General features: G+C 62.7%; 22 protein-coding genes. 10 read left to right on the forward strand and 12 right to left on the reverse strand.

Translation table 11 applies throughout. The annotated features are described in order from the left end of the window. Positions 1–9: 9 nt before the first annotated feature. Both J3456_RS09950 and J3456_RS09955 read right to left on the reverse strand, forming a co-directional pair. Positions 10–1191: an aminotransferase class I/II-fold pyridoxal phosphate-dependent enzyme gene (locus J3456_RS09950; RefSeq protein WP_349580256.1), complete on the reverse strand. Its 1182-nt coding sequence runs from the start codon at positions 1189–1191 to the stop codon at positions 10–12. 123 nt (positions 1192–1314) lie between these two features. Next, entirely contained in the window at positions 1315–2649 is a 1335-nt protein-coding gene (locus J3456_RS09955) for an amidase (RefSeq protein WP_349580257.1), read from the reverse strand. 85 nt (positions 2650–2734) lie between these two features. Here J3456_RS09955 and J3456_RS09960 point away from each other — a divergent pair, with 85 nt between their 5' ends. Beyond that, positions 2735–3961, forward strand: a complete 1227-nt coding sequence (locus J3456_RS09960; RefSeq protein WP_349580123.1) for an FAD-dependent monooxygenase — start codon at positions 2735–2737, stop codon at positions 3959–3961. Between the two features lie 10 nt (positions 3962–3971). On the opposite strand, the gene J3456_RS09965 is transcribed toward J3456_RS09960, so the two are convergent. The 5 genes from J3456_RS09965 to J3456_RS09985 form a co-directional block, all read right to left on the reverse strand. Then, positions 3972–4154, reverse strand: a complete 183-nt coding sequence (locus J3456_RS09965) for a Trm112 family protein (RefSeq protein ID WP_067624385.1) — start codon at positions 4152–4154, stop codon at positions 3972–3974. Beyond that, positions 4151–4795: an LON peptidase substrate-binding domain-containing protein gene (locus tag J3456_RS09970; protein WP_067937478.1), complete on the reverse strand. Its 645-nt coding sequence runs from the start codon at positions 4793–4795 to the stop codon at positions 4151–4153. The genes J3456_RS09965 and J3456_RS09970 overlap by 4 nt, the downstream gene beginning before the upstream one ends. A 27-nt stretch (positions 4796–4822) precedes the next feature. Next, a complete protein-coding gene (gene trxA, locus J3456_RS09975) occupies positions 4823–5743 on the reverse strand; it encodes a thioredoxin (RefSeq protein WP_259947216.1) in 921 nt (306 codons plus the stop codon). A 54-nt stretch (positions 5744–5797) separates the two neighbouring features. After that, complete coding sequence (locus J3456_RS09980) at positions 5798–6586, reverse strand: exodeoxyribonuclease III (protein WP_349580124.1); 789 nt, start codon at positions 6584–6586, stop codon at positions 5798–5800. A 244-nt stretch (positions 6587–6830) separates the two neighbouring features. Next, positions 6831–7517, reverse strand: a complete 687-nt coding sequence (locus J3456_RS09985) for a response regulator transcription factor (protein ID WP_067261731.1) — start codon at positions 7515–7517, stop codon at positions 6831–6833. Positions 7518–7679: 162 nt separating this feature from the next. Here J3456_RS09985 and ribA point away from each other — a divergent pair, with 162 nt between their 5' ends. Beyond that, positions 7680–8771, forward strand: a complete 1092-nt coding sequence (gene ribA / locus J3456_RS09990; RefSeq protein WP_349580125.1) for a GTP cyclohydrolase II — start codon at positions 7680–7682, stop codon at positions 8769–8771. Continuing rightward, positions 8768–9262: a L,D-transpeptidase family protein gene (locus tag J3456_RS09995; RefSeq protein ID WP_349580126.1), complete on the forward strand. Its 495-nt coding sequence runs from the start codon at positions 8768–8770 to the stop codon at positions 9260–9262. Before ribA ends, J3456_RS09995 begins: the two co-directional genes overlap by 4 nt. On the opposite strand, the gene J3456_RS10000 is transcribed toward J3456_RS09995, so the two are convergent. Together J3456_RS10000 and J3456_RS10005 are read right to left on the reverse strand one after the other, a co-directional pair. After that, the gene (locus tag J3456_RS10000) at positions 9252–9905 is read right to left on the reverse strand and encodes a YggS family pyridoxal phosphate-dependent enzyme (RefSeq protein ID WP_349580127.1); all 654 of its coding nucleotides are present in this window, start codon (positions 9903–9905) and stop codon (positions 9252–9254) included. The two genes, J3456_RS09995 and J3456_RS10000, sit on opposite strands and share 11 nt — an antisense overlap. A gap of 102 nt (positions 9906–10007) precedes the next feature. Continuing rightward, on the reverse strand, positions 10008–10958 hold the full coding sequence (locus J3456_RS10005) for a porin (RefSeq protein WP_349580128.1): 951 nt from the start codon (positions 10956–10958) through the stop codon (positions 10008–10010). Positions 10959–11249: 291 nt separating this feature from the next. Between J3456_RS10005 and J3456_RS10010 the strand changes: the two genes are divergently transcribed. The 5 genes from J3456_RS10010 to J3456_RS10030 all read left to right on the forward strand — a co-directional run bounded on the left by J3456_RS10010 (position 11250) and on the right by J3456_RS10030 (position 16468). Further along, on the forward strand, positions 11250–11744 hold the full coding sequence (locus J3456_RS10010; protein ID WP_259947204.1) for a DUF3576 domain-containing protein: 495 nt from the start codon (positions 11250–11252) through the stop codon (positions 11742–11744). An 82-nt stretch (positions 11745–11826) separates the two neighbouring features. Then, positions 11827–14373 carry a leucine--tRNA ligase gene (gene leuS, locus J3456_RS10015; protein WP_349580129.1) on the forward strand — a complete coding sequence of 849 codons (2547 nt, stop codon included), beginning with the start codon at positions 11827–11829 and terminating at the stop codon, positions 14371–14373. Further along, positions 14360–14860, forward strand: coding sequence for an LPS assembly lipoprotein LptE (gene lptE, locus J3456_RS10020; RefSeq protein WP_349580130.1), 501 nt, complete (start codon positions 14360–14362; stop codon positions 14858–14860). The genes leuS and lptE overlap by 14 nt, the downstream gene beginning before the upstream one ends. Beyond that, positions 14857–15855: a DNA polymerase III subunit delta gene (holA, locus tag J3456_RS10025; RefSeq protein ID WP_349580131.1), complete on the forward strand. Its 999-nt coding sequence runs from the start codon at positions 14857–14859 to the stop codon at positions 15853–15855. Before lptE ends, holA begins: the two co-directional genes overlap by 4 nt. 19 nt (positions 15856–15874) lie before the next feature. Beyond that, the gene (locus tag J3456_RS10030) at positions 15875–16468 is read left to right on the forward strand and encodes a glutathione S-transferase family protein (RefSeq protein ID WP_349580132.1); all 594 of its coding nucleotides are present in this window, start codon (positions 15875–15877) and stop codon (positions 16466–16468) included. Here the strand turns inward: J3456_RS10030 and J3456_RS10035 are convergent. Beyond that, positions 16465–17643, reverse strand: a complete 1179-nt coding sequence (locus tag J3456_RS10035; RefSeq protein WP_349580133.1) for a TIGR03862 family flavoprotein — start codon at positions 17641–17643, stop codon at positions 16465–16467. The genes J3456_RS10030 and J3456_RS10035 overlap by 4 nt on opposite strands. A 121-nt stretch (positions 17644–17764) precedes the next feature. Here J3456_RS10035 and J3456_RS10040 point away from each other — a divergent pair, with 121 nt between their 5' ends. Beyond that, entirely contained in the window at positions 17765–18070 is a 306-nt protein-coding gene (locus J3456_RS10040; RefSeq protein ID WP_502989500.1) for an HNH endonuclease, read from the forward strand. Here the strand turns inward: J3456_RS10040 and J3456_RS10045 are convergent. Both J3456_RS10045 and J3456_RS10050 read right to left on the reverse strand, forming a co-directional pair. Then, on the reverse strand, positions 18067–18681 hold the full coding sequence (locus tag J3456_RS10045; RefSeq protein ID WP_349580135.1) for an enoyl-CoA hydratase/isomerase family protein: 615 nt from the start codon (positions 18679–18681) through the stop codon (positions 18067–18069). The two genes, J3456_RS10040 and J3456_RS10045, sit on opposite strands and share 4 nt — an antisense overlap. Continuing rightward, a complete protein-coding gene (locus J3456_RS10050; protein WP_349580136.1) occupies positions 18678–19427 on the reverse strand; it encodes an SDR family oxidoreductase in 750 nt (249 codons plus the stop codon). Before J3456_RS10050 ends, J3456_RS10045 begins: the two co-directional genes overlap by 4 nt. Before the next feature lie 143 nt (positions 19428–19570). Here J3456_RS10050 and J3456_RS10055 point away from each other — a divergent pair, with 143 nt between their 5' ends. Beyond that, positions 19571–21100 (forward strand): DUF2125 domain-containing protein, encoded by a 1530-nt coding sequence (locus J3456_RS10055; RefSeq protein WP_349580137.1) that lies wholly within the window; start codon positions 19571–19573, stop codon positions 21098–21100. Positions 21101–21200: the final 100 nt, after the last annotated feature.

The following is a 21200-nucleotide window of genomic DNA, read 5'->3' on the forward strand; positions in this document are numbered from 1 at the left end:
GTCCCTCGCTTATGTCGAATACAGACAGTCGCGGATGGCTTCCAAGCCGCGCGTCGTTTCGTCTTTTGGGGCCACCAAGGCGACCCGAATGTAATTCTGACCGGGATTACCCCCGTCTACGTTCTGCGCCAGATAGCTGCCGGGCAGCACCCGCACGCCTGTCTCGCGCCACAGTTTCAGCGCTGCGGCCTCGTCATCCTCAACCGGGAGCCACAGAAAGAACCCCGCCTCGGGGCTCGCATAGCCCGGCACATTGCCAAAGATACGGTCGGCAATGGCGTATTTCTCTTGGTAGAGCGCGCGGTTCTCTTCCACATGCGCTTCATCCGACCAAACGGCGGCGGCGGCCTGTTGCAACGGCAACGGCAGGGGTGCGCCGGCGTAATTGCGCAACTGTTTGATCTCGCGCATCGTCTCTGCCCCGCTCGCGGCAAAGCCCGAACGCAGCCCGGGCAGGTTGGAGCGTTTGGACAGCGAGTGAAAGATCACCACGCGGTTGCGATCGGTGCCGAGTTCTTTGACCACCTCCAACGCGCCGGTGGGGGGCGTGTCGCGGTAGATCTCGGAATAGCATTCATCGGCGAAGATCAGGAAGTCGTACTTTTCGGCCAGTGCGATCAGATCGGCCCAATAGTCTCGCGTGGCCACGACACCCTGCGGGTTGGCAGGCGAACAGAGATAGGCCGCCGTGGTGCGGCGCAGCACATCTTCGGGCAGGCTGGCGAAATCGGGCAGATGGCCCGTCTCCGCCGTGGCGGGCACCATAATGGGCTCTGCCTCACCGGAAATCGCACCGATCATATAAACTTGGTAGAACGGGTTCGGCATCAGGATGGCCGATTTCTCCCCATTCTTCGTCGGCGGGCAGAGCGCGATGACGGCGTTATAAAGCCCCTCGCGGGTGCCGTTAAGTGCCATCACCTCAGTGTCGGGGTCCATCTCGACACCGTAACGTCGCGCGATCCATGCGGCGATGGCGCCGCGCAATTCGGGCGAGCCGTCGTTCGGCGGGTATTTGTTAAAGCCTTCGGCGTGCTTCGTGATCTCATCCGTGACCCAGCTGGGAAACACATGCTTCGGCTCGCCAATGGTCATATGGATAGGCGTGCCACCGCCCTCATGCCCATCAAGCAAGGCACGCAGGCGCGGCCACACGTGGGCCGGAAGGTTCGAAAACCGCTCGGAATACATCATCAAATCTGCCTCGGATCGGGATCATTTGCGCCCCGTTTGCCCCAAGGTACCCAAGGGCGTCTCTCCCGTCCAGAAAAACCGGGAGATTTGCCGCCCTTGTGGCTTTTCGGTCGTGCGCTGTTATGCCTCGCGCAGGGCCGCTTCAGCCGCTGCACCAAGGCGCAAAAGCTGCTCTTCGGCATTGGGAGCCGCCATCAAAGAGATGCCGCAGGACGGCGTTCCGGTTGGCAACGTAAGCGCGCAGAGCCCCATGAGATTCGCGACTCGCGTGTTGCGCAGCGACAGGAGATTCTGCGCGAGGTAGTAGTCGTGATCGCTGTTCAGCCGCTCAATGTTCGGCGGCAGCATCGGCGCGGTCGGCACCAGCACCGCGTCATAGCCCGCCACGGCCCGGTCATAGCCCGCCCGCGCCAGATCAAGCTTGGCCCAGGCGGCTACATAGTCGGGGCCAGAGAACCCCTTACCCAACCGGAAACGCTCAAGGATTTCAGTGAACATCGCTTGAGGGTCGGCCTCAATCACATCGCGCCACAATCCGTAGGCTTCGGTGGTGTAGAGACAAGAACTTAGCGGCATCGCCTCTTCGACCTCTGGCACCACGATTTCATCGACCGTGGCACCTGCCTCTCGCAACCGCTCCACTGCCGCGTTGAAAGCCGCCTTTGGCTCTTCGGAAAGCTCTTCCATCACGACATTGGTCAGCACCGCAAAGCGGCAGCCTTCCAACTCACTCTCTTGCAAATCGGCGGGTTTGGCCCCCTCCAAAACGCTCAGCAGCAGCGCCGCATCCTCGACAGAGCGGCAAAGCGGGCCAACCGTGTCGAACTTTGCCGCCAGCGGCACCGTCCCGGCGAGGGAGACCCGGCCTGCCGTGGTTTTAAGCCCCACCAGATCATTCCACGCCGCCGGAATACGTACTGACCCGCCGGTATCAGACCCAATCGCCGCCGCAGCCAGTCCAAAGGCGACCGAGGCCGCAGCCCCCGAGGACGACCCGCCCGACACGCTGTCAGGCTCGTTTACGCAGGGCGGTGTCGCGGTGCTGGGATTATGACCAAGGCCCGAGAAAGCCAATTCACTCATATGTGTTTTGCCGAGACAGACCAGCCCCATGGCGGTCGCACTGGCGAGCACTTCGGCATCGCGCTCTGGCACCCGGCCTTCGAGCAGTTTGGTGCCTGCTTCTGTGGCCGTTCCGGCGGTGTCAAAAAGGTCTTTCCAAGAGATTGGCACACCATCAAGCGGCGACAGACGCTGGCCGTCGCGGGCGCGCTCTGCCGCGGCCGCCGCTTCGGCGCGGGCGCGGTCAGGGGTGACGCGGGCATAGATACGGTCGCGCATCGGATGCGCGTCGATGGCATCAAGAAAGGTATCGCAAAGCGCCACAGGGTTGATATCGCCCGCCGCAATTCCGCGGCCCAGATCCGCTGCCGTCATTTCCAACCATTCGCGCATGTCGTACCCCTTGCCGATGTTCTGGGCGAACCTAGCGACCGTTCGGCGCATGGACAATCCCCGCGCGCAGGTCATATCTAGGGCCATGGATTTTGACCACGATATCGCGATCATCGGCGGCGGGCTGAACGGCCCTGCCCTTGCTCTGGCCCTCAGCCGCGCTGGATTGCGCGTGGCGGTGGTTGACGCCCTGCCCGCGCAGACCTTTGAGAACGCCGACTTCGATGGCCGCGCCTATGCGCTGGCGCTGACCTCTGTGAGGCTCATGGAAGGCATCGGCATCTGGCCCGAGATTGCGGATGACGCCCAGCCGATGCTGGAGATCAAGGTGACCGATGGGCGCGCAGGAACTGGTCCGTCACCGATGTTCATGCATTTCAATCATGCCGAGATCGAAGAAGGCCCGATGGGCCATATGGTCGAAGACCGCCACCTGCGCCGCGCTTTGCTGAAGGCCGTTGCTGCCGATCCGGCGATCACCATGTTGAACGACACCCGCGTTACCGATCAGACGGTCGAGCCGACCGGCATCACCCTGACATTGGAGGGCGGCAAGACCCTGCGCGCGCGGCTGGCCGTGGGGGCCGATGGGCGCGGCAGCGGCACGGCTGAACGCGCGGGCATCAAGCGCATCGCATGGTCCTATGGTCAGACGGCGCTGGTCTGCGTGGTCGATCACGAAAAACCGCATAGCGGCATCGCGCATCAGTTCTTTATGCCCCCCGGCCCGCTGGCGATCTTGCCGCTGACCGGCAACCGCTCGCTGATCGTCTGGAGCGAAGCCAGCGCCAATGCCGCCGCCACCAATGCCCTGCCCGAGGCGCAATACCTCGACGTGCTGCGCCCCCGCTTTGGCAGCTTTCTGGGAGAGATTTCTCTGACCGGCCCGCGCTACAGCTATCCGCTGGGCTTGTCGCTGGCGCATTCCATGACCGCGACGCGCGTGGCGCTTCTGGGCGACGCGGCCCATGGCGTGCACCCCATCGCGGGTCAGGGCCTGAACGCGGGCCTGCGCGATGTGGCGGCCTTGGCCGAGGTGATCGCCGATGCGGTTCGCCGTGGCGAAGATCCCGGCAATGACGCGGTACTAGCGCGCTATCAGGAATGGCGGCGGTTCGACAATGCCAGCCTTGCACTGGCGACCGACAGTTTTAACCGTCTGTTTTCAAACGATAATGCGCTTTTGCGTCTGGCCCGCGACATGGGCATGGCCGCCATCAACGCCCTTCCCGGCCTGCGCCGGACCTTCATCCGCGAAGCGGCGGGGCTGACGGGTGAGCTGCCCAGATTGATGCGTGGAAAGCCCCTGTAGCGGGGGCCAGTTACAGCGTCCGCGCTTCGTCCGGCAGCATCACCGGAATGCCATTGCGGATCGGATAGGCCAGCCCGGCAGCTTTCGACACCAGTTCTTGCTTTTCCGCGTCATAGGTCAGCGTGGTCTGGGTGCGTGGGCAGATCAATGCCTCCAACATCCGGCGGTCGAATTGAACGGTGGCATCCGTCATTGCATCAAGCCCTCTTCCTGACCGCCGCGCATCGCGAATTCGATCAATGTCACCAATGTCTCACGCCGGGTCTCCAGCGACGGCGCCTCTAGCAGCGCCTGTTTATCCTCGGCCTCAAACTCCAACATCATCGACAGGGAGTTTATCAGCAGCTCATCCTCGGCATCTTTCAACGTGTCCCAATCAGCCGAAAGGCCGCGGGTATCGAAATACCGCCCCAAGAGATCAAGAAACCGCGCCCGGTCGAAACTGTCGTCGACCTCATCCTCGCCCAAGTCACGGTCAAAGCCCGCCCAGTTCACATCGCAGCGGCGATAGGGGGAAAAGCCTTCGATCTCTTCCACCACGCGAAAGCGCGAGACGCCGCCCAAGGTCACCATATAGCGGCCATCCTCGGTCTCGGAAAACTGGGTGATGCGGCCCGCGCAGCCGATCTGGTGCAGCCCATTGCCGTCGCGGCCGGGCATCTCGTTGGGCTGGACCATGCCAATCAACCGCGTGTCAGTCTTGAGCGCATCTTCGATCATCTGAAGATAACGCGGCTCGAAGATATGCAGCGGCAGGCGCGAGCGGGGCAGCAGCAGCGCCCCTGCCAACGGAAAGATCGCAATAGTCTTGGGCAGTTCTGCTGGCTTGATCATGACAAGGGACTTAGCGCGCCCGTCTCCTCAGGCAAATATCATTGACGACAGTTTGCGACGCCCGTTTAGCACCACCGGATCATTGGGCTTAAGTGCTTCAAAAATAGTGAAAAGCTGCGTCTTGGCGGCGCCCTCGTTCCACTCTCTGTCGCGGCGGAAAAGCTCAAGCAGGTGATCGACAGCGGCCTCGGCATCGTCATGCGCGTAAAGCGCTTGGGCCAGATCGAACCGCGCCTGATGATCGTCGGGGTTCGCCTCTACCTTCTCGGTCAACTCGGCCACGGGGCCGGCATCGGCGGCCTGATGCGCCAGCTGCAGCTGAGCATGAGCGGCTTCAAGCTCGGGGGCCTTAGAGATCTCGATCGGCGCACCGTTGAGCAGGGCTTCGGCCTGATCCAATGCGCCCATGGCGATATGGGACCGGACCATGCCGCCATAGGCGGGCGCGTTCATCGGGTCTTCTTCCAAAATTGCGGCAAAGGTCTGCGCCGCATCCGTGGCGGCACCCTCGGCCAGCATCTCTTCGGCTGCGGCGACGGCATCGGCCAGCGTATCACCGGGGGCTTCGCCGCCCCCCGCCTTTACCACGCGATCGACGAAGGCCTTGATCTCGGACTGCGGCAGCGCGCCTTGGAAACCGTCGACCGGCTGGCCTTTGAAAAAGGCATAGACCGTGGGGATCGACTGAATCTGCAATTGGCCCGCGATGTTCTGGGCCTCATCGACATTGACCTTCACCATCTTCACCGCGCCCTTGGCCGCGCGCACGGCGTCCTCCAACATCGGGCCAAGCGTCTTGCAGGGGCCGCACCACGGCGCCCAGAAATCAACGATGACCGGCACCGTTTGCGAGGCATCGACCACGTCAGCCATGAAGGTCGCCTCGGTCGTGTCCTTGATCAGATCGGCATCCGCAGGGGCGGCGGTGGAAAGGTTCAGGTCGGTCATGCTGTTATCCTCGCTAATCGCGTTTGGCCTTATATGGACGTGCGGGAACGCGATTCAAAGGTCAAAACTGGCAAAAACCGGTGCGTGGTCGCTGGGTTTCTCCCAACCGCGCGCATCGCGGACGATATGGCTGGAGTGCCCGGCCTGCGCGATATCCGATGTGGCCCAGATATGATCGAGCCTGCGGCCCTTGTCGGCGGCATCCCAATCGGCAGCGCGGTAGGACCACCAGCTATAGAGATTGCCCTCGGGCACATCCTGCCGGGTGATATCGACCCAATTGCCCGCATCCTGCACTGCGCCAAGCGCTTCGACCTCGACAGGCGTGTGGCTGACGATCTTCAACAGCTTTTTGTGGTCCCAGACATCATCCTCACGCGGGGCGATGTTCAGATCGCCAACAAGGATCGACTTTTCAGGCTTTTCGCTATGAAACCAGTCGCGCATTTCCGAGAGGTAATCGAGCTTCTGGCCAAATTTCTCATTGATCTCGCGGTTGGGCTTATCGCCACCTGCGGGGACGTAGAAATTGTGGATCGTGGTGCCGTTTTCCAGCTTTGCCGCGACGTGGCGGGCGTGGCCCAACATGGCGAAATCCTGATCGCCCGCATCCACCAAAGGCATTTTCGACAGGATCGCCACACCGTTGTAGCCCTTCTGCCCACGCGCAACCATATGGGTGTATCCCGCCGCCTTGAACGCCTCGACCGGGATCTTGTCGACCGGGCTTTTGCATTCTTGAAGGCAGAGCACATCCGGCCCGTGTTCGGCCAACAGCTTCAGCACCAAAGGCTCGCGCAGACGGACAGAGTTGATATTCCAAGTGGCGAGGGAAAAGGACATGGGGGGAGGCTCCGGTCTGGGGGTAGGCCGGCACAATAACGCGGGTGGCGCGGGGGTGCCATGGCGAAATCCGGAAAGCTCAAGCAGACAAAAAAAGGCCGGGCACTATGGCCCGGCCAGTCCAACAGGGAGGTATGTACCTTTACCCGGGTACAAAAGTCGGGCTTCAAACCGAGTGGCGGGTCATGAAAACCCCGCCTCTCAGGGTTTCCAACCAAGCGAGGTTGGAAATGGTTCCCGGTTTTTATGCCATCAGGCGATAACCACCGGATTCCGTTACCAACAAACGGGCATTCGAGGGGTCAGGCTCGATCTTCTGCCGCAGGCGGTAAATATGGGTTTCAAGCGTGTGGGTCGTGACGCCCGCGTTGTAGCCCCAAACCTCATGCAGCAACACATCGCGCGGCACCACACCATCGTTGGAGCGGTAGAGGAATTTGAGGATATTGGTTTCTTTTTCGGTCAGCCGTACCTTGCGGTCGTCTTCCGTCGTCAGCACTTTCATCGCGGGTTTGAACGTATACGGCCCAAGCTGGAACACCGCATCTTCGGACTGTTCATGCTGGCGCAACTGCGCGCGGATACGGGCCAGAAGGACGGGGAATTTGAACGGTTTGGTGACATAGTCATTCGCCCCGGCATCAAGGCCGAGGATGGTATCGGCATCCGTGTCATGGCCAGTCAGCATCAGGATCGGGCTTTTCACCCCCTGTTTGCGCATCAAACGGCAGAGCTCGCGGCCATCGGTATCGGGCAGGCCCACGTCGAGGATGATGAGATCATAGAGCGCCTCTTTCGCCTTGGTCATCGCCTCGGTGCCGTTGGCGGCCTCGAACACGTCGAAATCCTCGGTCATGATAAGCTGTTCGCTCAGCGCTTCGCGCAGATCATCGTCATCATCAACGAGCAGGATTTTCTTAAGCTGGGCCATCTATCTCTCCGTCTGTTGTCTTATACATGCGCTTCGACATGGGGTCCGACAAGGGATGTGACCTCTGTCTCACAGCCTCGTGTCAACAAAGCGTGAAATGTTTCAATTCCTTGGGAAATAACTTAGATAAACGCTGAAGCCTTTGCGGAGTTGCAACAAACCATGAGTTTCGCCCCGGACATCACCGAACAACTGGCGCGTGCGCGGGCCGATCTACGCATGGGCGTGCCCGTGGTTTTGGCCGAGGGTGCACAGGCCTCTCTCGTACTGGCGGCTGAAACGCTCACCGCGCAGCGCCTTGCGGATGTGTTGGCCTTGGGCGGCGCGCCGGTGTTGGCGATCACGGCGCGGCGGGCGGAGACGTTAAAGGCCCGCGCCTATGACGGCAATCTCGCCCGCGTACTGCTGCCTCCCGGTGCAACGCCCGCTTGGGTGCAAAGCATCGCTGATCCGGCGGATGATCTGCGCGCGCCTATGAAAGGGCCACTGCAGACCGCGAGGGGTGGCGATACCGCCGCTCATAGCGCCGCGCTTGATCTGGTAAAGGCCGCGCGGATGCTGCCCGCCGCTCTGGTGCTGGACCTCCCGCAGGGCGCTGACTTCGCGCGGCAGCACGGTCTGACCCTTATTGATCTCACCGCCGCTGCCCCCATCCTCGCCCGCCGCAGCGCCCTGCACCCGGTGGTCAACGCCCGCCTGCCGATGGAGGTGTCCGAGGCCGGCTGTCTGCATATTTTCCGCCCCGAGGACGGCGGCGAAGAACACTACGCTATTGAGATTGGCCGTCCTGCCCGCAACACGCCCGTCCTCTGCCGGCTGCATTCGGCCTGTTTTACCGGCGATCTGATGGGCAGCCTGAAATGCGACTGCGGCCCGCAGCTTCGGGCGGCATTGGCGCAGATGGGCGGTGAGGGCAATGGCGTGCTGCTTTACCTCAACCAAGAGGGGCGCGGCATCGGCCTTGCCAACAAAATGCGCGCATATTCCTTGCAGGATCAGGGTTTCGACACTGTTGAGGCCAATCACCGGCTGGGGTTTGAGGATGATGAGCGCGACTTCCGCCTCGGGGCCGACATCCTGCGGTCGATGGGTTTTTCCGCCGTGCGTCTGCTGACCAACAACCCCCGCAAGGTCGGCATGATGGAGCAAAGCGGCATTGCGGTGACCGAACGTGTGCCACTGGCCGTGGGCGAGAACCGCCATAACAGCGCCTATCTGGCCACCAAAGCCGCGAAGTCGGGGCATCTGCTGTGACCCCGAACGATATGGTTTTGACCCCGACGGGGCTGCGATTTCAGGGGCGGCGCTATGCCTGTAGCATCGGCAAGGGCGGCCTGACCCATAATAAGCGCGAAGGCGATGGTGCCACGCCGCGCGGGGTGCATCGTTTGGTCGGCATGCTCTATCGGCCTGACCGCATCCCGGCCCCAAGCGCTTGGGCGCAGCCGATCGGGCCCGGTGATCTGTGGTCGGACGCCAGCGGCCAGCCTGACTACAACCACCGCGTCCATGCCCCCTACCCCCATAGCCACGAGGCGCTACGCCGCGCTGATCCGCTCTATGATCTGGTGATCCTGACCGATTGGAACTGGCCAGAGGCCGAGGCCGGGCGCGGCTCCGCGATTTTTATTCATCAGTGGCGGCGGCCCGGCTACCCGACCGAGGGCTGCATCGCCTTTGCGCGGGACGATCTTCATGAGATCGCGGCCCGTGTCGGCCCGGCGACGCGGCTAATTATTCGCTAACCCGCTCGCCAAAGATGGCAGAGCCGACGCGCACATGTGTGGCACCAAGCGCAATGGCTTGCTCGAAGTCACCGCTCATGCCCATCGACAGGCCGCTTAGATCGTTGCGCGCGGCAATCTTGGCCAGCAGGGCAAAATGCAGCGATGGGGCCTCATCCACCGGGGGGATGCACATCAGCCCCTTGATGGGCAGGTCCAGCGCACGGCATTCAGCGATGAAATCATCCGCCTCACGGGGCATCACCCCGGCCTTCTGATCTTCTTCGCCGGTGTTGACCTGAATGAACAGATCGGGACAGCGGCCCATTTCCTGCGCCAGACGCGCGATGGTCTTGGCCAGTTTGGGCCGGTCGACCGTGTGGATCGCCTCGGCCAGTTCCATCGCCTGACGGACTTTGTTGCTTTGCAAGGGGCCGATGATGTGCAGATCGATCCCGTCGAAATCCTCGCGGAAGCCGGGCCACTTGCCCGCCGCCTCTTGCACGCGGTTCTCGCCGAAAGAGCGGTGCCCCTCTTCCAAGACCGCACGCACACGCGCGTCGGGCTGAACCTTGCTGACGGCGATCAAGGTGACCGACCCCGCCGCGCGGCCTGCATCGGCTTCGGCTTTCGTGATGCGGTTTTGGATGTCGCTCAGACTCATTTTCGGCCCTCCATTTCAGGCGCGCAGAAAACAACAGGCCCGCGCAAAAGAAAAGGGGCAGACCAAAAGGCCTGCCCCAATATTCAGAGTATGTCGTTCAACTTAGAAGTTGAAGCGAACACCCATGTCGGCGCGGTCGTCGCCGTTGAAGCGGTGAGCAACACCACCACGCAGGGAGACACCGCCGCCCAGGTCGTGGTTGAAGTCAACACCGTAGCCGGTGTCGTTGCCTGCGCCGTCTTGGTCAGCAACATAGACTTCTACGTCTGTCGCTGCGCCAACGTCGAAACGACCGGCCAGAACAACGCGGTCACCGTTGGTGCCGTTGTCAGCAAACGCCAGTGTCACGTCGGCGATGCCGAAGGAACCGCCAGCTGTTGCTGTGAACTCGGTGTCGCCTGCGTCGTCGGAGTCTTGACCACCAACTGCGAAGGTCCAGCCGCTCCATGTGTAAGCAACGTAACCAGCAACGCGGTCGTTGACGTCGGAAGCCGACACGTGAACCGACAGATCGCCAGCGGAGTACATGACTTCAACGCCGTTGGAGCCAGCTGCGCCGTTACCACCGGAGGAGTATGCGTCGCCGTTGCCGTCGAACGCGGTGTAGTCATAGCCCAGGCCGGTCAGGCCGAGGTCGATCGGGTACTGACCCGGCATGGATTCCAGAGCGCCGAAGATGTTGCCAACGCCGACTTCAAAACCACCGGTGCGAGCGAAGAAACGCACACCGTTGATGCCTGTACCGGCTGGGCCAGCATTTTCTGCGAAGTCATCAGCTGTACCGAGAACGTTGTCGGGACCTTCGTTGATCGACTGCTGCTCATCCGAGTTGTTCTGCTGGATGCGTGCACGGGCACCGAAGACAACGCCAGCGTCGGACTCAGCTGTCGCGTCGATCTGCAGACGGAAACGGCTGGTGACGTCTGTGGAGTCGCCTGCTGCTGTGTCGTTGTACAAGACACCAAAACGGCCGTAGCCGCCGAATGTTACGTCTGCTGCTGCTACACCGGCGGTCGCAACCAGGGCTGTTGTAGCGAAGAGAACTTTTTTCATGAGTTTTCCCTCGGTTTGAATTCATATGCCCAGACCGGGGAATCCGGTAAGGGTATGAAGGGTGTTTGCCCCCAATGCCCCGCACTTGGCAAGGTTCACGCGCCCCCCGCCCTCAATGTCGCTGACGCTGGTGCAGCTATGCCACAGTTTCGCCGCCCGGGCCTGCCCCGCCTGCCCCTTACTGCCTTTGGCGCAGGGGCAGAGCGCCCGAACAGGCACCTATGACATAGACCTTGCCGATAAGGGTCTGCTTGGATAGACCGGAGCGCAAACAGGCAAAGGAAAGCTGCAATGGCCCTTCGTACCGCTTGCAAGATGGCGATCTCCGTTCTGGCGCTCAGCGCGCTTGCCGCCTGTGGTGGGGGCTTTGGCAGCCCAGCCACGGAACGGCCGGATCAATACACCAACCCGAACAATCCCAATAACATTGAGACCAATCCAGACAATACGATCTGGTCGATCTTCAATCGCAAGAACACGGATTCCAGCGTTTCGGTGAACAAGTACCTCTGGTCGGCCTCGCTGGAAGTGTTGAACTTCCTGCCGGTGCAATCGGTCGATCCTTTCACCGGGGTTATCGTCACAGGCTACGGCACCCCTCCGGGCGGTGGCCGTGCGTATCGCGCGACCGTGCTGATCGACGACCCGGCGCTGGACGCGCGCTCGCTTAACGTGGCGCTGCAATCCTCGGGCGGCCAGCCGGTGGCACGGGCGACAACCCGCGCGGTAGAGGATGCAATCCTCAGCCGGGCGCGGGAGATGCGCGTGTCCGACAGCAAGTTCTAAGCCCGCTTAACTCAACACGTTTCCAACGCCGGGCCTTGTGAAAGCAGCAGCCCGGCGTTTTTCATGTCACGAAGGTCCCCTCATGCCCCGCTATACCCCCGCCGAGATCGAAGCCCGCTGGCAGCAAGCCTGGGAAAAGGATGGCGTCTTTCAGGCCACCCGCAACGCCGACAAGCCGAAATACTATGTGCTTGAGATGTTCCCCTACCCGTCGGGCCGCATCCACATGGGGCATGTGCGCAACTACACGATGGGCGACGTGATCGCGCGCTACAAGATCGCGACGGGGCATAACGTGCTGCACCCGATGGGCTGGGATGCCTTTGGTATGCCCGCCGAAAACGCAGCGATGGCCATCGGCGGGCACCCGGCGGATTGGACCTACGACAACATCGCCGAGATGAAAAAGCAGATGAAACCGCTCGGTCTGTCGATCGACTGGTCGCGCGAGATCGCCACCTGTCACCCCGGCTACTACGGCCAGCAACAAGCGCTGTTTTTGGACTTCCTCAAAGAGGGTCTGGTCTACCGCAAGAACGCCGTGGTGAATTGGGATCCGGTCGATATGACCGTGCTGGCCAACGAGCAAGTCGAGAACGGCTGCGGCTGGCGCTCCGGCGCGCCGGTGGAGCGGCGCGAGTTGACGCAGTGGTTCTTTAAGATTTCGGATCACTCCGAAGAGTTGCTCTCGGCGCTCGACAGCCTCGACAACTGGCCTGCCAAGGTCAAACTGATGCAGGCCAACTGGATCGGCAAATCGCGCGGGCTGCAGTTTGCCTTCTCGACCATCGAAGCGCCCGAAGGCTTTGACCGCATCGAAGTCTACACCACCCGCCCTGACACCCTGTTGGGCGCATCCTTTGTCGGCATCTCGCCCGATCACCCGTTGGCCAAAACGCTGGAGCGGGACGACGAAGCGGTCGCCGCCTTCTGTGCCGAGTGCCGCAAGGGCGGCACCACCGAAGAGGCGATCGAGACCGCCGAGAAGCTGGGCTATGACACCGGCATCCGCGTGCGCCATCCCTTTGACACGGCCCATGAACTGCCCGTCTATATCGCCAACTTCATCTTAATGGACTACGGCACCGGCGCGATCTTCGGCTGCCCCGGCCACGACCAGCGCGATTTCGACTTTGCAACGAAGTACGATCTGCCGATCATCTCGACCTTCCTACCGTCCGAGGATGTCTCGCCCAAGCTGTCTGAAGCCTATGTGCCGCAGAAGTCCGAAAAGGTCTTCTACAACCGTGGCTTCGCAGGCGACCAGTGGCAGACCGGGGAACAAGCCGTCGATGCTGCCATCGCCTTTTGTGAAGAAAACGGCATCGGCCAAGGCGTCACCAAATACCGCCTGCGCGACTGGGGGCTGAGCCGCCAGCGCTACTGGGGCTGCCCGATCCCGGTTGTCCATTGCGACGACTGCGGCGTGGTGCCCGAAAAGAAAGAGAACCTGCCGATCGAGCTGCCCTATGACGTCAGCTTTGACACCCCCGGCAACCCGCTCGACCGTCACCCGACATGGCGCAACTGCGCCTGCCCTGCCTGTGGCAAGGACGCCCTGCGCGAGACCGACACGATGGACACTTTCGTGGATAGCTCGTGGTACTACGCCCGCTTCACCGCACCCCGTGCCGACACGCCCACGGACCTCGAAGAAGCCGCCTATTGGATGAACGTCGATCAATATATCGGCGGCATCGAGCACGCGATTCTGCACCTGCTTTATGCCCGCTTCTTTGCCCGTGCCATGCAGATCACCGGCCTCCTGCCCGAAAGCGCCGCCGAGCCTTTCGACGCGCTCTTCACCCAAGGCATGGTCACGCATGAGATCTACCAGACCCGCGACGGTAATGGCCGCCCAGTCTATCACCTCCCCGAAGAGGTGACCGAGGGCAAACTCAGCGACGGCACCGAGGTTGAGATCATCCCCTCCGCCAAGATGTCGAAGTCCAAGAAAAACGTGGTCGACCCGCTGCAAATCATCTCGAACTACGGCGCCGACACCGCGCGTTGGTTCGTGCTCAGCGATTCGCCCCCCGAGCGCGATGTGGAATGGACCGCCAGCGGTGCCGAGGCGTCTTACAAACACCTGTCGCGCGTGTGGAACATCTGCGACCGCGTGAGCGAAATGGACCGCGAAGCACCCGGCACCGGCGATGATGATCTGCTGCGCGCCATGCACAAGACGATCCATGACGTGACAATGGGCGTGGAATCCTTCGGCTTCAACGCGGCGATCGCCAAGCTTTACGCCTTCACGGCCACTTTGCAGAAATCCAAGGCGGGCTATGCCGCGCAGCGCGAAGCGATCATGACGCTGGCGCAGCTCATGTCGCCGATGACCCCGCACCTGTCGGAAGACATCTGGGCGCATCAAGGCGGCGAAGGGCTGATCACCAAGGCCCCATGGCCCAAGGCCGACGAGAAGATGCTGGTCGATGACACCGTGACCCTGCCGATCCAGATCAACGGCAAACGTCGGGCGGAAATTCAGGTGCCCGCCGACATGACCAAGGAAGAGGTTGAAAAAATCGCGCTGGCGCATGAAGCTGTCATTCGAACGCTGGACGGGGCCACACCGAAAAAGGTCATCGTCGTGCCCGGACGGATTGTGAATGTCGTTGCCTAAGCCCGCCCATATGCGCCGCCGCTTCCTGCTGGCCCTGCCCCTGCTGGCGCTCGCCGCCTGCGGGTTCACGCCGGTCTATGGCCCCGGCGGCGCGGGCACGGCCCTGCAAAACCGCGTGCTGGTCGATGCGCCCGAAGACCGCTTTGGCTATTTTCTGGTGCGCGAGGTGGAAACCCGCTTGGGCCGTGCCGCCACCCCCCGCTGGGGGCTGGCGCTGACCACCACCACAACCGAAGACGGGCTGGCCATCGACAGCGAAGGCAACACCCGGCGCTATAACCTGCTTGGCACCACCGCCTACGCGCTGCGCGATCTCGACAGCGGACAGATCGTGACCTCGGGCAGGGTCGAAAGCTTCACCGGCTATTCCGCCACCGGCACCACCGTCGCCACCCGCGCCGCCGAGTTGGACGCGCAGGAGCGCCTGATGGTGATTCTGGCTGACCTCGTCGTGAGCCGTCTTTACGCAGCTGACCTGCCGCAATGAAGCTCACCCCGCGCGACGCCAAGCCCTATTTCGCGCGGCCTGATCCCGCGCGGACAGGGCTTTTGATCTACGGCAGCGATGCCATGCGCGTGGCCTTGAAACGGCAGGAATTCCTGAAAAACCTGCTCGGCCCCAATGCCGAAGAGGAAATGCGCCTCAGCCGGATGCCAGCAGGTGAATTGCGCCGCGATCCGGCGATGCTGCTCGATGCAATCAAAGCAGTGGGCTTTTTCCCCGGACCACGCGCCGCGCTGGTGGAAGAGGCGAACGACAACATTGCCAAAATCCTGCTCGACGCGCTGAAAGACTGGCAGCCCGGCGACGCGCAGATCATCGTCACGGCGGGCGATCTGAAGAAGACCTCCAAGGTGCTCAAAGCCTTTGAGGCACACCCAAACGCCTACGCCACCCCGATCTACGACAACCCGCCCGACCGGGCCGAGATCGAGCAGATGCTAAAGGATGCGGGCCTCACGCCTGAGGCCGATGCGATGGCCGCACTCAGCGATCTGGCCCGCACGCTTGATCCGGGTGATTTTCGCCAAACGCTAGAGAAGATCACGCTCTACAAACTGGGTGACAGCAGCCCCATCGGGCTGGAAGACATCGCCGCCTGCGCCCCCACCTCGACCGAGGCCGAGGTCGACGACATCCTGCATGTGGTGGCCGAGACCCGCGCCGCCGAAATCGGCCCGGTGATGAGCAAGCTGCAAGGCCAAGGCGTGAACCCGGTAACGCTGACCATCATGGCGACCCGGCATTTCCGCACCCTCTACCGCATCGCCGCCAACCCCGGCGCGCCGATCTATGGCGTCCGCGACCGCGACCGCGCGATGCGGCAGGCGCGCAACTGGGGCGCGGTGAAGCTGGAAACCGCGCTTGCGGTGCTGACCGAGACCGACCTCAAGCTGCGCTCTGCCGGGCAGCACGCCCCGGCGCTGGCTTTGGTCGAGCGGGCCTTTATCCGTCTGGCGATGCTGGGCGCACAACGTTGATTTTGGGAGAGGAAATTCAATGTATAAAGTCATCGGCGGCACCAAATCGCGCGCGTTTCGCGTTATGTGGATGCTCGAAGAATTGGGCCAACCCTACACGCTGAACCCCGCCGCGCCCCGCTCGGAAGAGGCGCGCAAATACAACCCTTCGGGCAAGATCCCCGCGCTTGTGGACGGCGATGAGGTGCTGACGGACTCCCTCGCGATCATGGCCTATCTGGCTGACAAGCACGGCGCGCTGACGGCCCCCGCTGGAACGCCCGCCCGCGCCCGGCAAGACGCGATGACCTTTTGGTTGATCGACGAGTTCGACGCGATCCTCTGGGCCGCGGCCAAACACAGTTTCATCTTCCCAGAAGAGGCCCGCGTGCCTGCGATCAAAGACAGCCTTAAGGCTGAATTCCAACGCGCAGCCTCAACGCTGTCCGACCGCCTAGAGGGGCCGTTTCTGATGGGCGATCAGATCACCGTCCCCGACCTGCTGGCGGTGCATTGCATCAACTGGTCCATCGGCGCGAAATTCCCGCGTGTGGATGACAAGCTGAACCTCTGGGCGAAATCCCTGCGCGAACGCCCTGCCTTCGTCGCCGCGATGGCCAAAGAAAACGGTTAACGCCGGGCCCATTCCACAGCATGGCGGCCCGCCCAATGGCCGGTCGCCAGACAACCGTTGATCAGATAGCCGCCCGTGGGCGCTTCCCAATCCAGCATTTCCCCGGCGGCAAAGACGCCCGGTACCTCGCGCAGCATCAGCCCCGCATCCAGCGCGTCGAGCGCTATCCCCCCCGCCGTCGAAATCGCCTCATCCATCGGGCGCAGCCCGGCGTGGGCGATGGGCAGGTCTTTCAGCAAGGCGGCCAGCGCCTCGGTCTCCTGCGGCAGCGGGCGCGCCATCTCTTGCAGCAGCGCGATCTGGGCGGGGGACAGCTTCAGCCGCTTGCGCAGATTGTTGGCCTGACTGTCCTTGCCGCGCGGCTTTGACAAACGTGCCGCGACATCGCGGACCTGCAAGTCCGGCAGCAGATCAAGCGACAGCGCCTGTCCTTCGCGCAGCCCGCGCGAGACAGTGTAGATGCCACCGCCCTCCAGCCCACGGGCCGAGATTACCGCCTCCCCGCGTGAGGCATAAGGGCCAGCGCGCCATGCCACACCCTTGAGCGCCGCGCCGAAATGGCGGGTCATATGCGGCGACCAATCGACCAGCAGCCCGACATTGGCCGGGGCGAAATCCCGAAGAGCCACGCCGCGCTCGGCCAGCAGGGGCGCCCATGCCCCGGTCGCGCCAAGCCGCCGCCAACTTGCACCGCCGAGGGCCAGTACCGTCACATCGGCCTGGGCCAGTTCCCGCCCCCCCGGCGTATCGAAAGCGAATGCATCCCCGTCCCAGCCCTGCCACTGCCAGCGGGTGTTGATCGTCACCCCGCAGTCCGCCAGCCGCGCAAGCCAAGCCCGCAGCAGCGGAGAGGCTTTCATCACACGGGGGAAAACCCGCCCGGTGGAGCCGGTAAAGACCTCTTGCCCCAGCCCTTCGGCCCAGTCTTGCACCGCTTGGGCATCGAAGGCTTCCAGCATCGGGCGCAAGGCGGTCTGCGCCTCTTCATAGGCGGCGAGAAAGGGCGCGAAAGGTTCGGACTTGGTCAGGTTCAGCCCGGATTTGCCCGCCATCAAGAACTTGCGCCCGACCGAGGGCTTCGCCTCACAAAGCGTGACCGACAGCCCTGCCTGCGCCATGACCTCTGCCGCCATCAGCCCTGCGGGGCCGCCCCCGATGACCAAGGCCCGGGTCACGCGGCGCGCCCTTCGGTCTGATTTTCTGACGGGGAAGCCATTGGCCTGTCCTTGCCTTGGGGAGGATTTGACACATCCTCTTGCCTGCCGTGGCCCTGCAATGCAAGCGAAAGGGAGGACCGTGACCGAAGGCGAGGACTTGCCAGATTGCCCGCTCTACCACCGCCCCATCCCTCAGGATGTGCCACAGAGCCTGCATCACCTGATCCCCAAGCTGCGCGGCGGCAAGGGGGGCCCGACGGTGCTGATGCATCACATCTGCCACCGCGAGGTGCACGCCGCCCTGACCGAGACCGAGTTGGCGCGGCACTACAACACGCCCGAAGCGCTGCGTGGCCACCCGAGGCTGGCCAAATTCGCCGCATGGGTGGCGAAACGCCCGCCCGGTTTTCGTTCCAAAGTGCCGGGTGGCACGCGCAAGCGTTAGGCGGGACTGCACATCCGTTTGATTTCCTGCGCAATTTCGGGCCGCGCAGCCAGCGTATCGGCGGCCAGCGCCAGCGCGTGATCCTGCAGTTCTTCCGCCTCGACAAGGCGGTCGATCAGGCCAAAAGTCAGCGCCTCCTCCGCCGTGATCTTCTGCCCGCCCATCAGCAAAAGCTTGGTCCGCGCAGGGCCAATCAGCGCCGCCATCCGCGCCGGGTCCGAGGGCTGCGGAAGAAACCCGAGCTTCATCACCGGATAGAAGAATTTCGCCCCCGGCACCGCGATGCGCAGATCGCAGGCCAGCGCCATGCCCATCGCACCGCCCGCCAACGTGCCATTGAGCGCGGCAATGCTCAGCCCCGGCAAGGCCGCCACTGCGCCTGAAAGACGCTCCCAAACATCCGATTTCGCCAGCCCCGCGCGGGCTTCGTCAAGATCGGCCCCCGCGCTGAACACCTTGCCGCGCCCGGTCAGGATCACCGCGCGGGCGGCCTGTGCACCCTCCATGATATCGGCCAGTTCGACCAGCATGGCATGGGTCAGGGAATTAGCCTTGTCGGGGCGGTTGATCGTGACGGTCCAGATGTCGCCCGCGCGGTCAAGCTCGATCATATCAGGCCCACCGCCTTGCGGATGTCTTCGTCCCGCAGGGAAATCTCATCGCCGAGGAAACGATCCGCCTCGGGGCCGCACATCCACAGCAGCGTGCGCGCGGGCCAATCGGCGGGGATATGCACGTCCCAGTCAAGCTGGCTGACCGGGTTCACGCCGCTGTCTTTGATGTCGCGCTGCATTTCGGTGGCCACGGTGCCCGGCGACAGACCAATAGCGCGGATGCCGTTGCCGCCCTCTTCGTGGTGCAAACACTGGGTCAGCATATTCGCCGCCGCCTTGGAGGCGCAGTAGTGGCTCCATGCCTCCACCGGGTTGTGCGCGGCCCCCGAAGAGATCGTCAGCACCGTGCCGTTGCCGTTTTCCTTCATCAGTGGCAGAGCCGCGCGCATGCCGTGAAAGACGCCCGTCACGTTAATGTTGATCGCCTTGGCCCAATCCGCCGGATCGACCTCCGCCATGGGCGAGATCGGATCGATCACGCCTGCATTGTTGATCAGCACATCCAGCCCGCCAAACGCCCGGCGCGTTGTCTCAACCGCAGAGGTCATCTCGTTATAGCGGGTCACATCGCAGGGGATGGCGATGGCGCGTTTGCCCAACTCTCCGGCCAATTCGGCGATGGCATCCTGACTGCGCGCCAACAGGGCGACATTGGCGCCTGCCTCGGCGAAAACCCGCGCGGCGGCGGCGCCGATGCCCCGGCTGGCACCGGTAATCATGATCGTCTTGCCTGTCATGTCCATGGGGTGATCCTTCCGCTAATTTTGTACATTGCTTGGAGGCTGTGGTAATCTGCCGATCAACCCGGGTCCAGCCTCGCGTCGCTTGACCCTGCGCGGGGATTGGCAGACCCTATGCACAACTCATTGCCGAAAAGGATTTTCCGATGTCTCGCATCCCCACAGCGTCGCTGCTTCTCGCCCTGCCGGTCACGCTGGCCTCGACGCCCCTCTGGGCCGACCTAACCCCTGCCGAAGTCTGGGGCGATTGGCGCCAGTATATGCAGAGCATGGGCTATCAGGTTGAAGCGAGCGAAGCCTTTGACGGCGCGGACCTAACCGTCAGCGATGTGACCCTGAAGATGGACATGGCCGAAGAGGGTGGCGATTTTTCCCTGTCGCTCGGCACGCTGCGTTTCGAGCCGGAAGGTGACGGCGCGGTCAATATCCGCATGCCCAACGTCATGCCGATGACGATCAACGTCGCGCCCGAAACACCCGAGGATGAACCGGTGTCGATGGTGTTGAACTACGCCCAGACCGCCCCGGTGATGCGTGCCAGCGGCAGCGCGGAGGCCCTGCAGTATGACTATGCCGCCGACAGCATCTCACTCACGCTTGCGGGGCTCAAGGTCGGCGAAGAAAGCTATACCGAAGAAGAGGCCAAATTCACCCTGACCGGCAGCGGCGTCAGCAGCCGGACCGAGATGACCGGGACCGAGACGCGCCGCTACAACCAATCGGGCCGGATCGACAGTCTGCAATATGACGTGGTGATGAAAACCCCCGAAGACCCTGCCCGTGTCGCCGTGAAGGGCGGCGTGGATCAGGTGGTCTTTGACGGCAGCGGCACGCTGCCGATGATCGACGCAGGCGCCGACGTGGCTGCGATGATGCGCGAAGGTCTGACCTTTGGCGGCAGTTTTACCGCCGGCGCCGGCCGCACCGACATGCAGGTCTCTGACCCGGAAAATGGGGCGTTTCAACTCGCCTCAAGCTCGACCGGCGCGAAGCTGGGCGTTGCCATGGGCCCAGAGGGGCTTTCCTATGACGGTGGCCAACAGAACATCGAAGTCAGCGTCACCGCCGCCGACATGCCCTTCCCGATCCAGTTCAGCATGGCGGAAAGTGCGTTTAACCTGAAAATGCCGGTGATGAAGTCCGAAGAGCCGCAGGACTTTGCCTTTGGCGTCACGCTCGACAGCTTCAAGATGTCGGACATGATCTGGGGCATCTTTGACCCCACCGGCCAATTGCCTCGCGACCCGGCAACTTTGGTCGTGGACCTGTCGGGCAAGGCCAAGCTGCTGTTTGAACTGATGGACCCCGAAGTCACCGCCACCATGGGCGATGAGGCACCGGGCGAAATTCACGAATTGAACGTAAACGAAGTCACGATTGACGTAGCAGGAGCCGAGTTCGATGCCACGGGGGCGATCACCTTTGACAACGACGACATGCAAACCGTGCCCGGCATGCCAAAGCCCGTCGGCGCGCTGGACCTGTCGTTGGTCGGCGGCGTGGCCTTGCTCGACAAATTGGTGACCATGGGGCTAATCCCGCAGGAGCAGGCACTGGGCGCGCGGATGATGATGGGGCTCTTTACCGTCCCGGGCGAAGGCGAAGACTCCCTGACCTCCAGAATCGAGTTCACCGAAGAGGGCGGCATCCTCGCCAACGGTCAGCAGATCAAATAACAACCGGCGCGACCTTGGCCCGCGCCCTTTCCGCGTGGGAAAATACAGCGCGGCCCTTGCCCCTCTCGGGGCGGGGGATTACCCCTTTTCCAACCCCAAA

The sequence above is a fragment of the Sulfitobacter sp. NFXS29 genome (genome assembly GCF_040148765.1).
GTDB lineage: Bacteria > Pseudomonadota > Alphaproteobacteria > Rhodobacterales > Rhodobacteraceae > Sulfitobacter.

Coding starts and splice junctions, on each gene's coding strand:
- J3456_RS10055 (WP_349580137.1), top strand. CDS start 19,571: ATGTCTCGCATCCCCACAGCGTCGCTGCTTCTCGCCCTGCCGGTCACG.
- trxA (WP_259947216.1), bottom strand. CDS start 5,743: ATGACCGACCTGAACCTTTCCACCGCCGCCCCTGCGGATGCCGATCTG.
- J3456_RS10000 (WP_349580127.1), bottom strand. CDS start 9,905: ATGAGTCTGAGCGACATCCAAAACCGCATCACGAAAGCCGAAGCCGAT.
- J3456_RS09980 (WP_349580124.1), bottom strand. CDS start 6,586: ATGTCCTTTTCCCTCGCCACTTGGAATATCAACTCTGTCCGTCTGCGC.
- holA (WP_349580131.1), top strand. CDS start 14,857: ATGAAGCTCACCCCGCGCGACGCCAAGCCCTATTTCGCGCGGCCTGAT.
- J3456_RS09965 (WP_067624385.1), bottom strand. CDS start 4,154: ATGACGGATGCCACCGTTCAATTCGACCGCCGGATGTTGGAGGCATTG.
- J3456_RS09960 (WP_349580123.1), top strand. CDS start 2,735: ATGGATTTTGACCACGATATCGCGATCATCGGCGGCGGGCTGAACGGC.
- J3456_RS09955 (WP_349580257.1), bottom strand. CDS start 2,649: ATGCGCGAATGGTTGGAAATGACGGCAGCGGATCTGGGCCGCGGAATT.
- J3456_RS09970 (WP_067937478.1), bottom strand. CDS start 4,795: ATGATCAAGCCAGCAGAACTGCCCAAGACTATTGCGATCTTTCCGTTG.
- J3456_RS09950 (WP_349580256.1), bottom strand. CDS start 1,191: ATGTATTCCGAGCGGTTTTCGAACCTTCCGGCCCACGTGTGGCCGCGC.
- J3456_RS09985 (WP_067261731.1), bottom strand. CDS start 7,517: ATGGCCCAGCTTAAGAAAATCCTGCTCGTTGATGATGACGATGATCTG.
- leuS (WP_349580129.1), top strand. CDS start 11,827: ATGCCCCGCTATACCCCCGCCGAGATCGAAGCCCGCTGGCAGCAAGCC.
- lptE (WP_349580130.1), top strand. CDS start 14,360: ATGTCGTTGCCTAAGCCCGCCCATATGCGCCGCCGCTTCCTGCTGGCC.
- J3456_RS10030 (WP_349580132.1), top strand. CDS start 15,875: ATGTATAAAGTCATCGGCGGCACCAAATCGCGCGCGTTTCGCGTTATG.
- J3456_RS10045 (WP_349580135.1), bottom strand. CDS start 18,681: ATGATCGAGCTTGACCGCGCGGGCGACATCTGGACCGTCACGATCAAC.
- ribA (WP_349580125.1), top strand. CDS start 7,680: ATGAGTTTCGCCCCGGACATCACCGAACAACTGGCGCGTGCGCGGGCC.
- J3456_RS10005 (WP_349580128.1), bottom strand. CDS start 10,958: ATGAAAAAAGTTCTCTTCGCTACAACAGCCCTGGTTGCGACCGCCGGT.
- J3456_RS10010 (WP_259947204.1), top strand. CDS start 11,250: ATGGCCCTTCGTACCGCTTGCAAGATGGCGATCTCCGTTCTGGCGCTC.
- J3456_RS10050 (WP_349580136.1), bottom strand. CDS start 19,427: ATGGACATGACAGGCAAGACGATCATGATTACCGGTGCCAGCCGGGGC.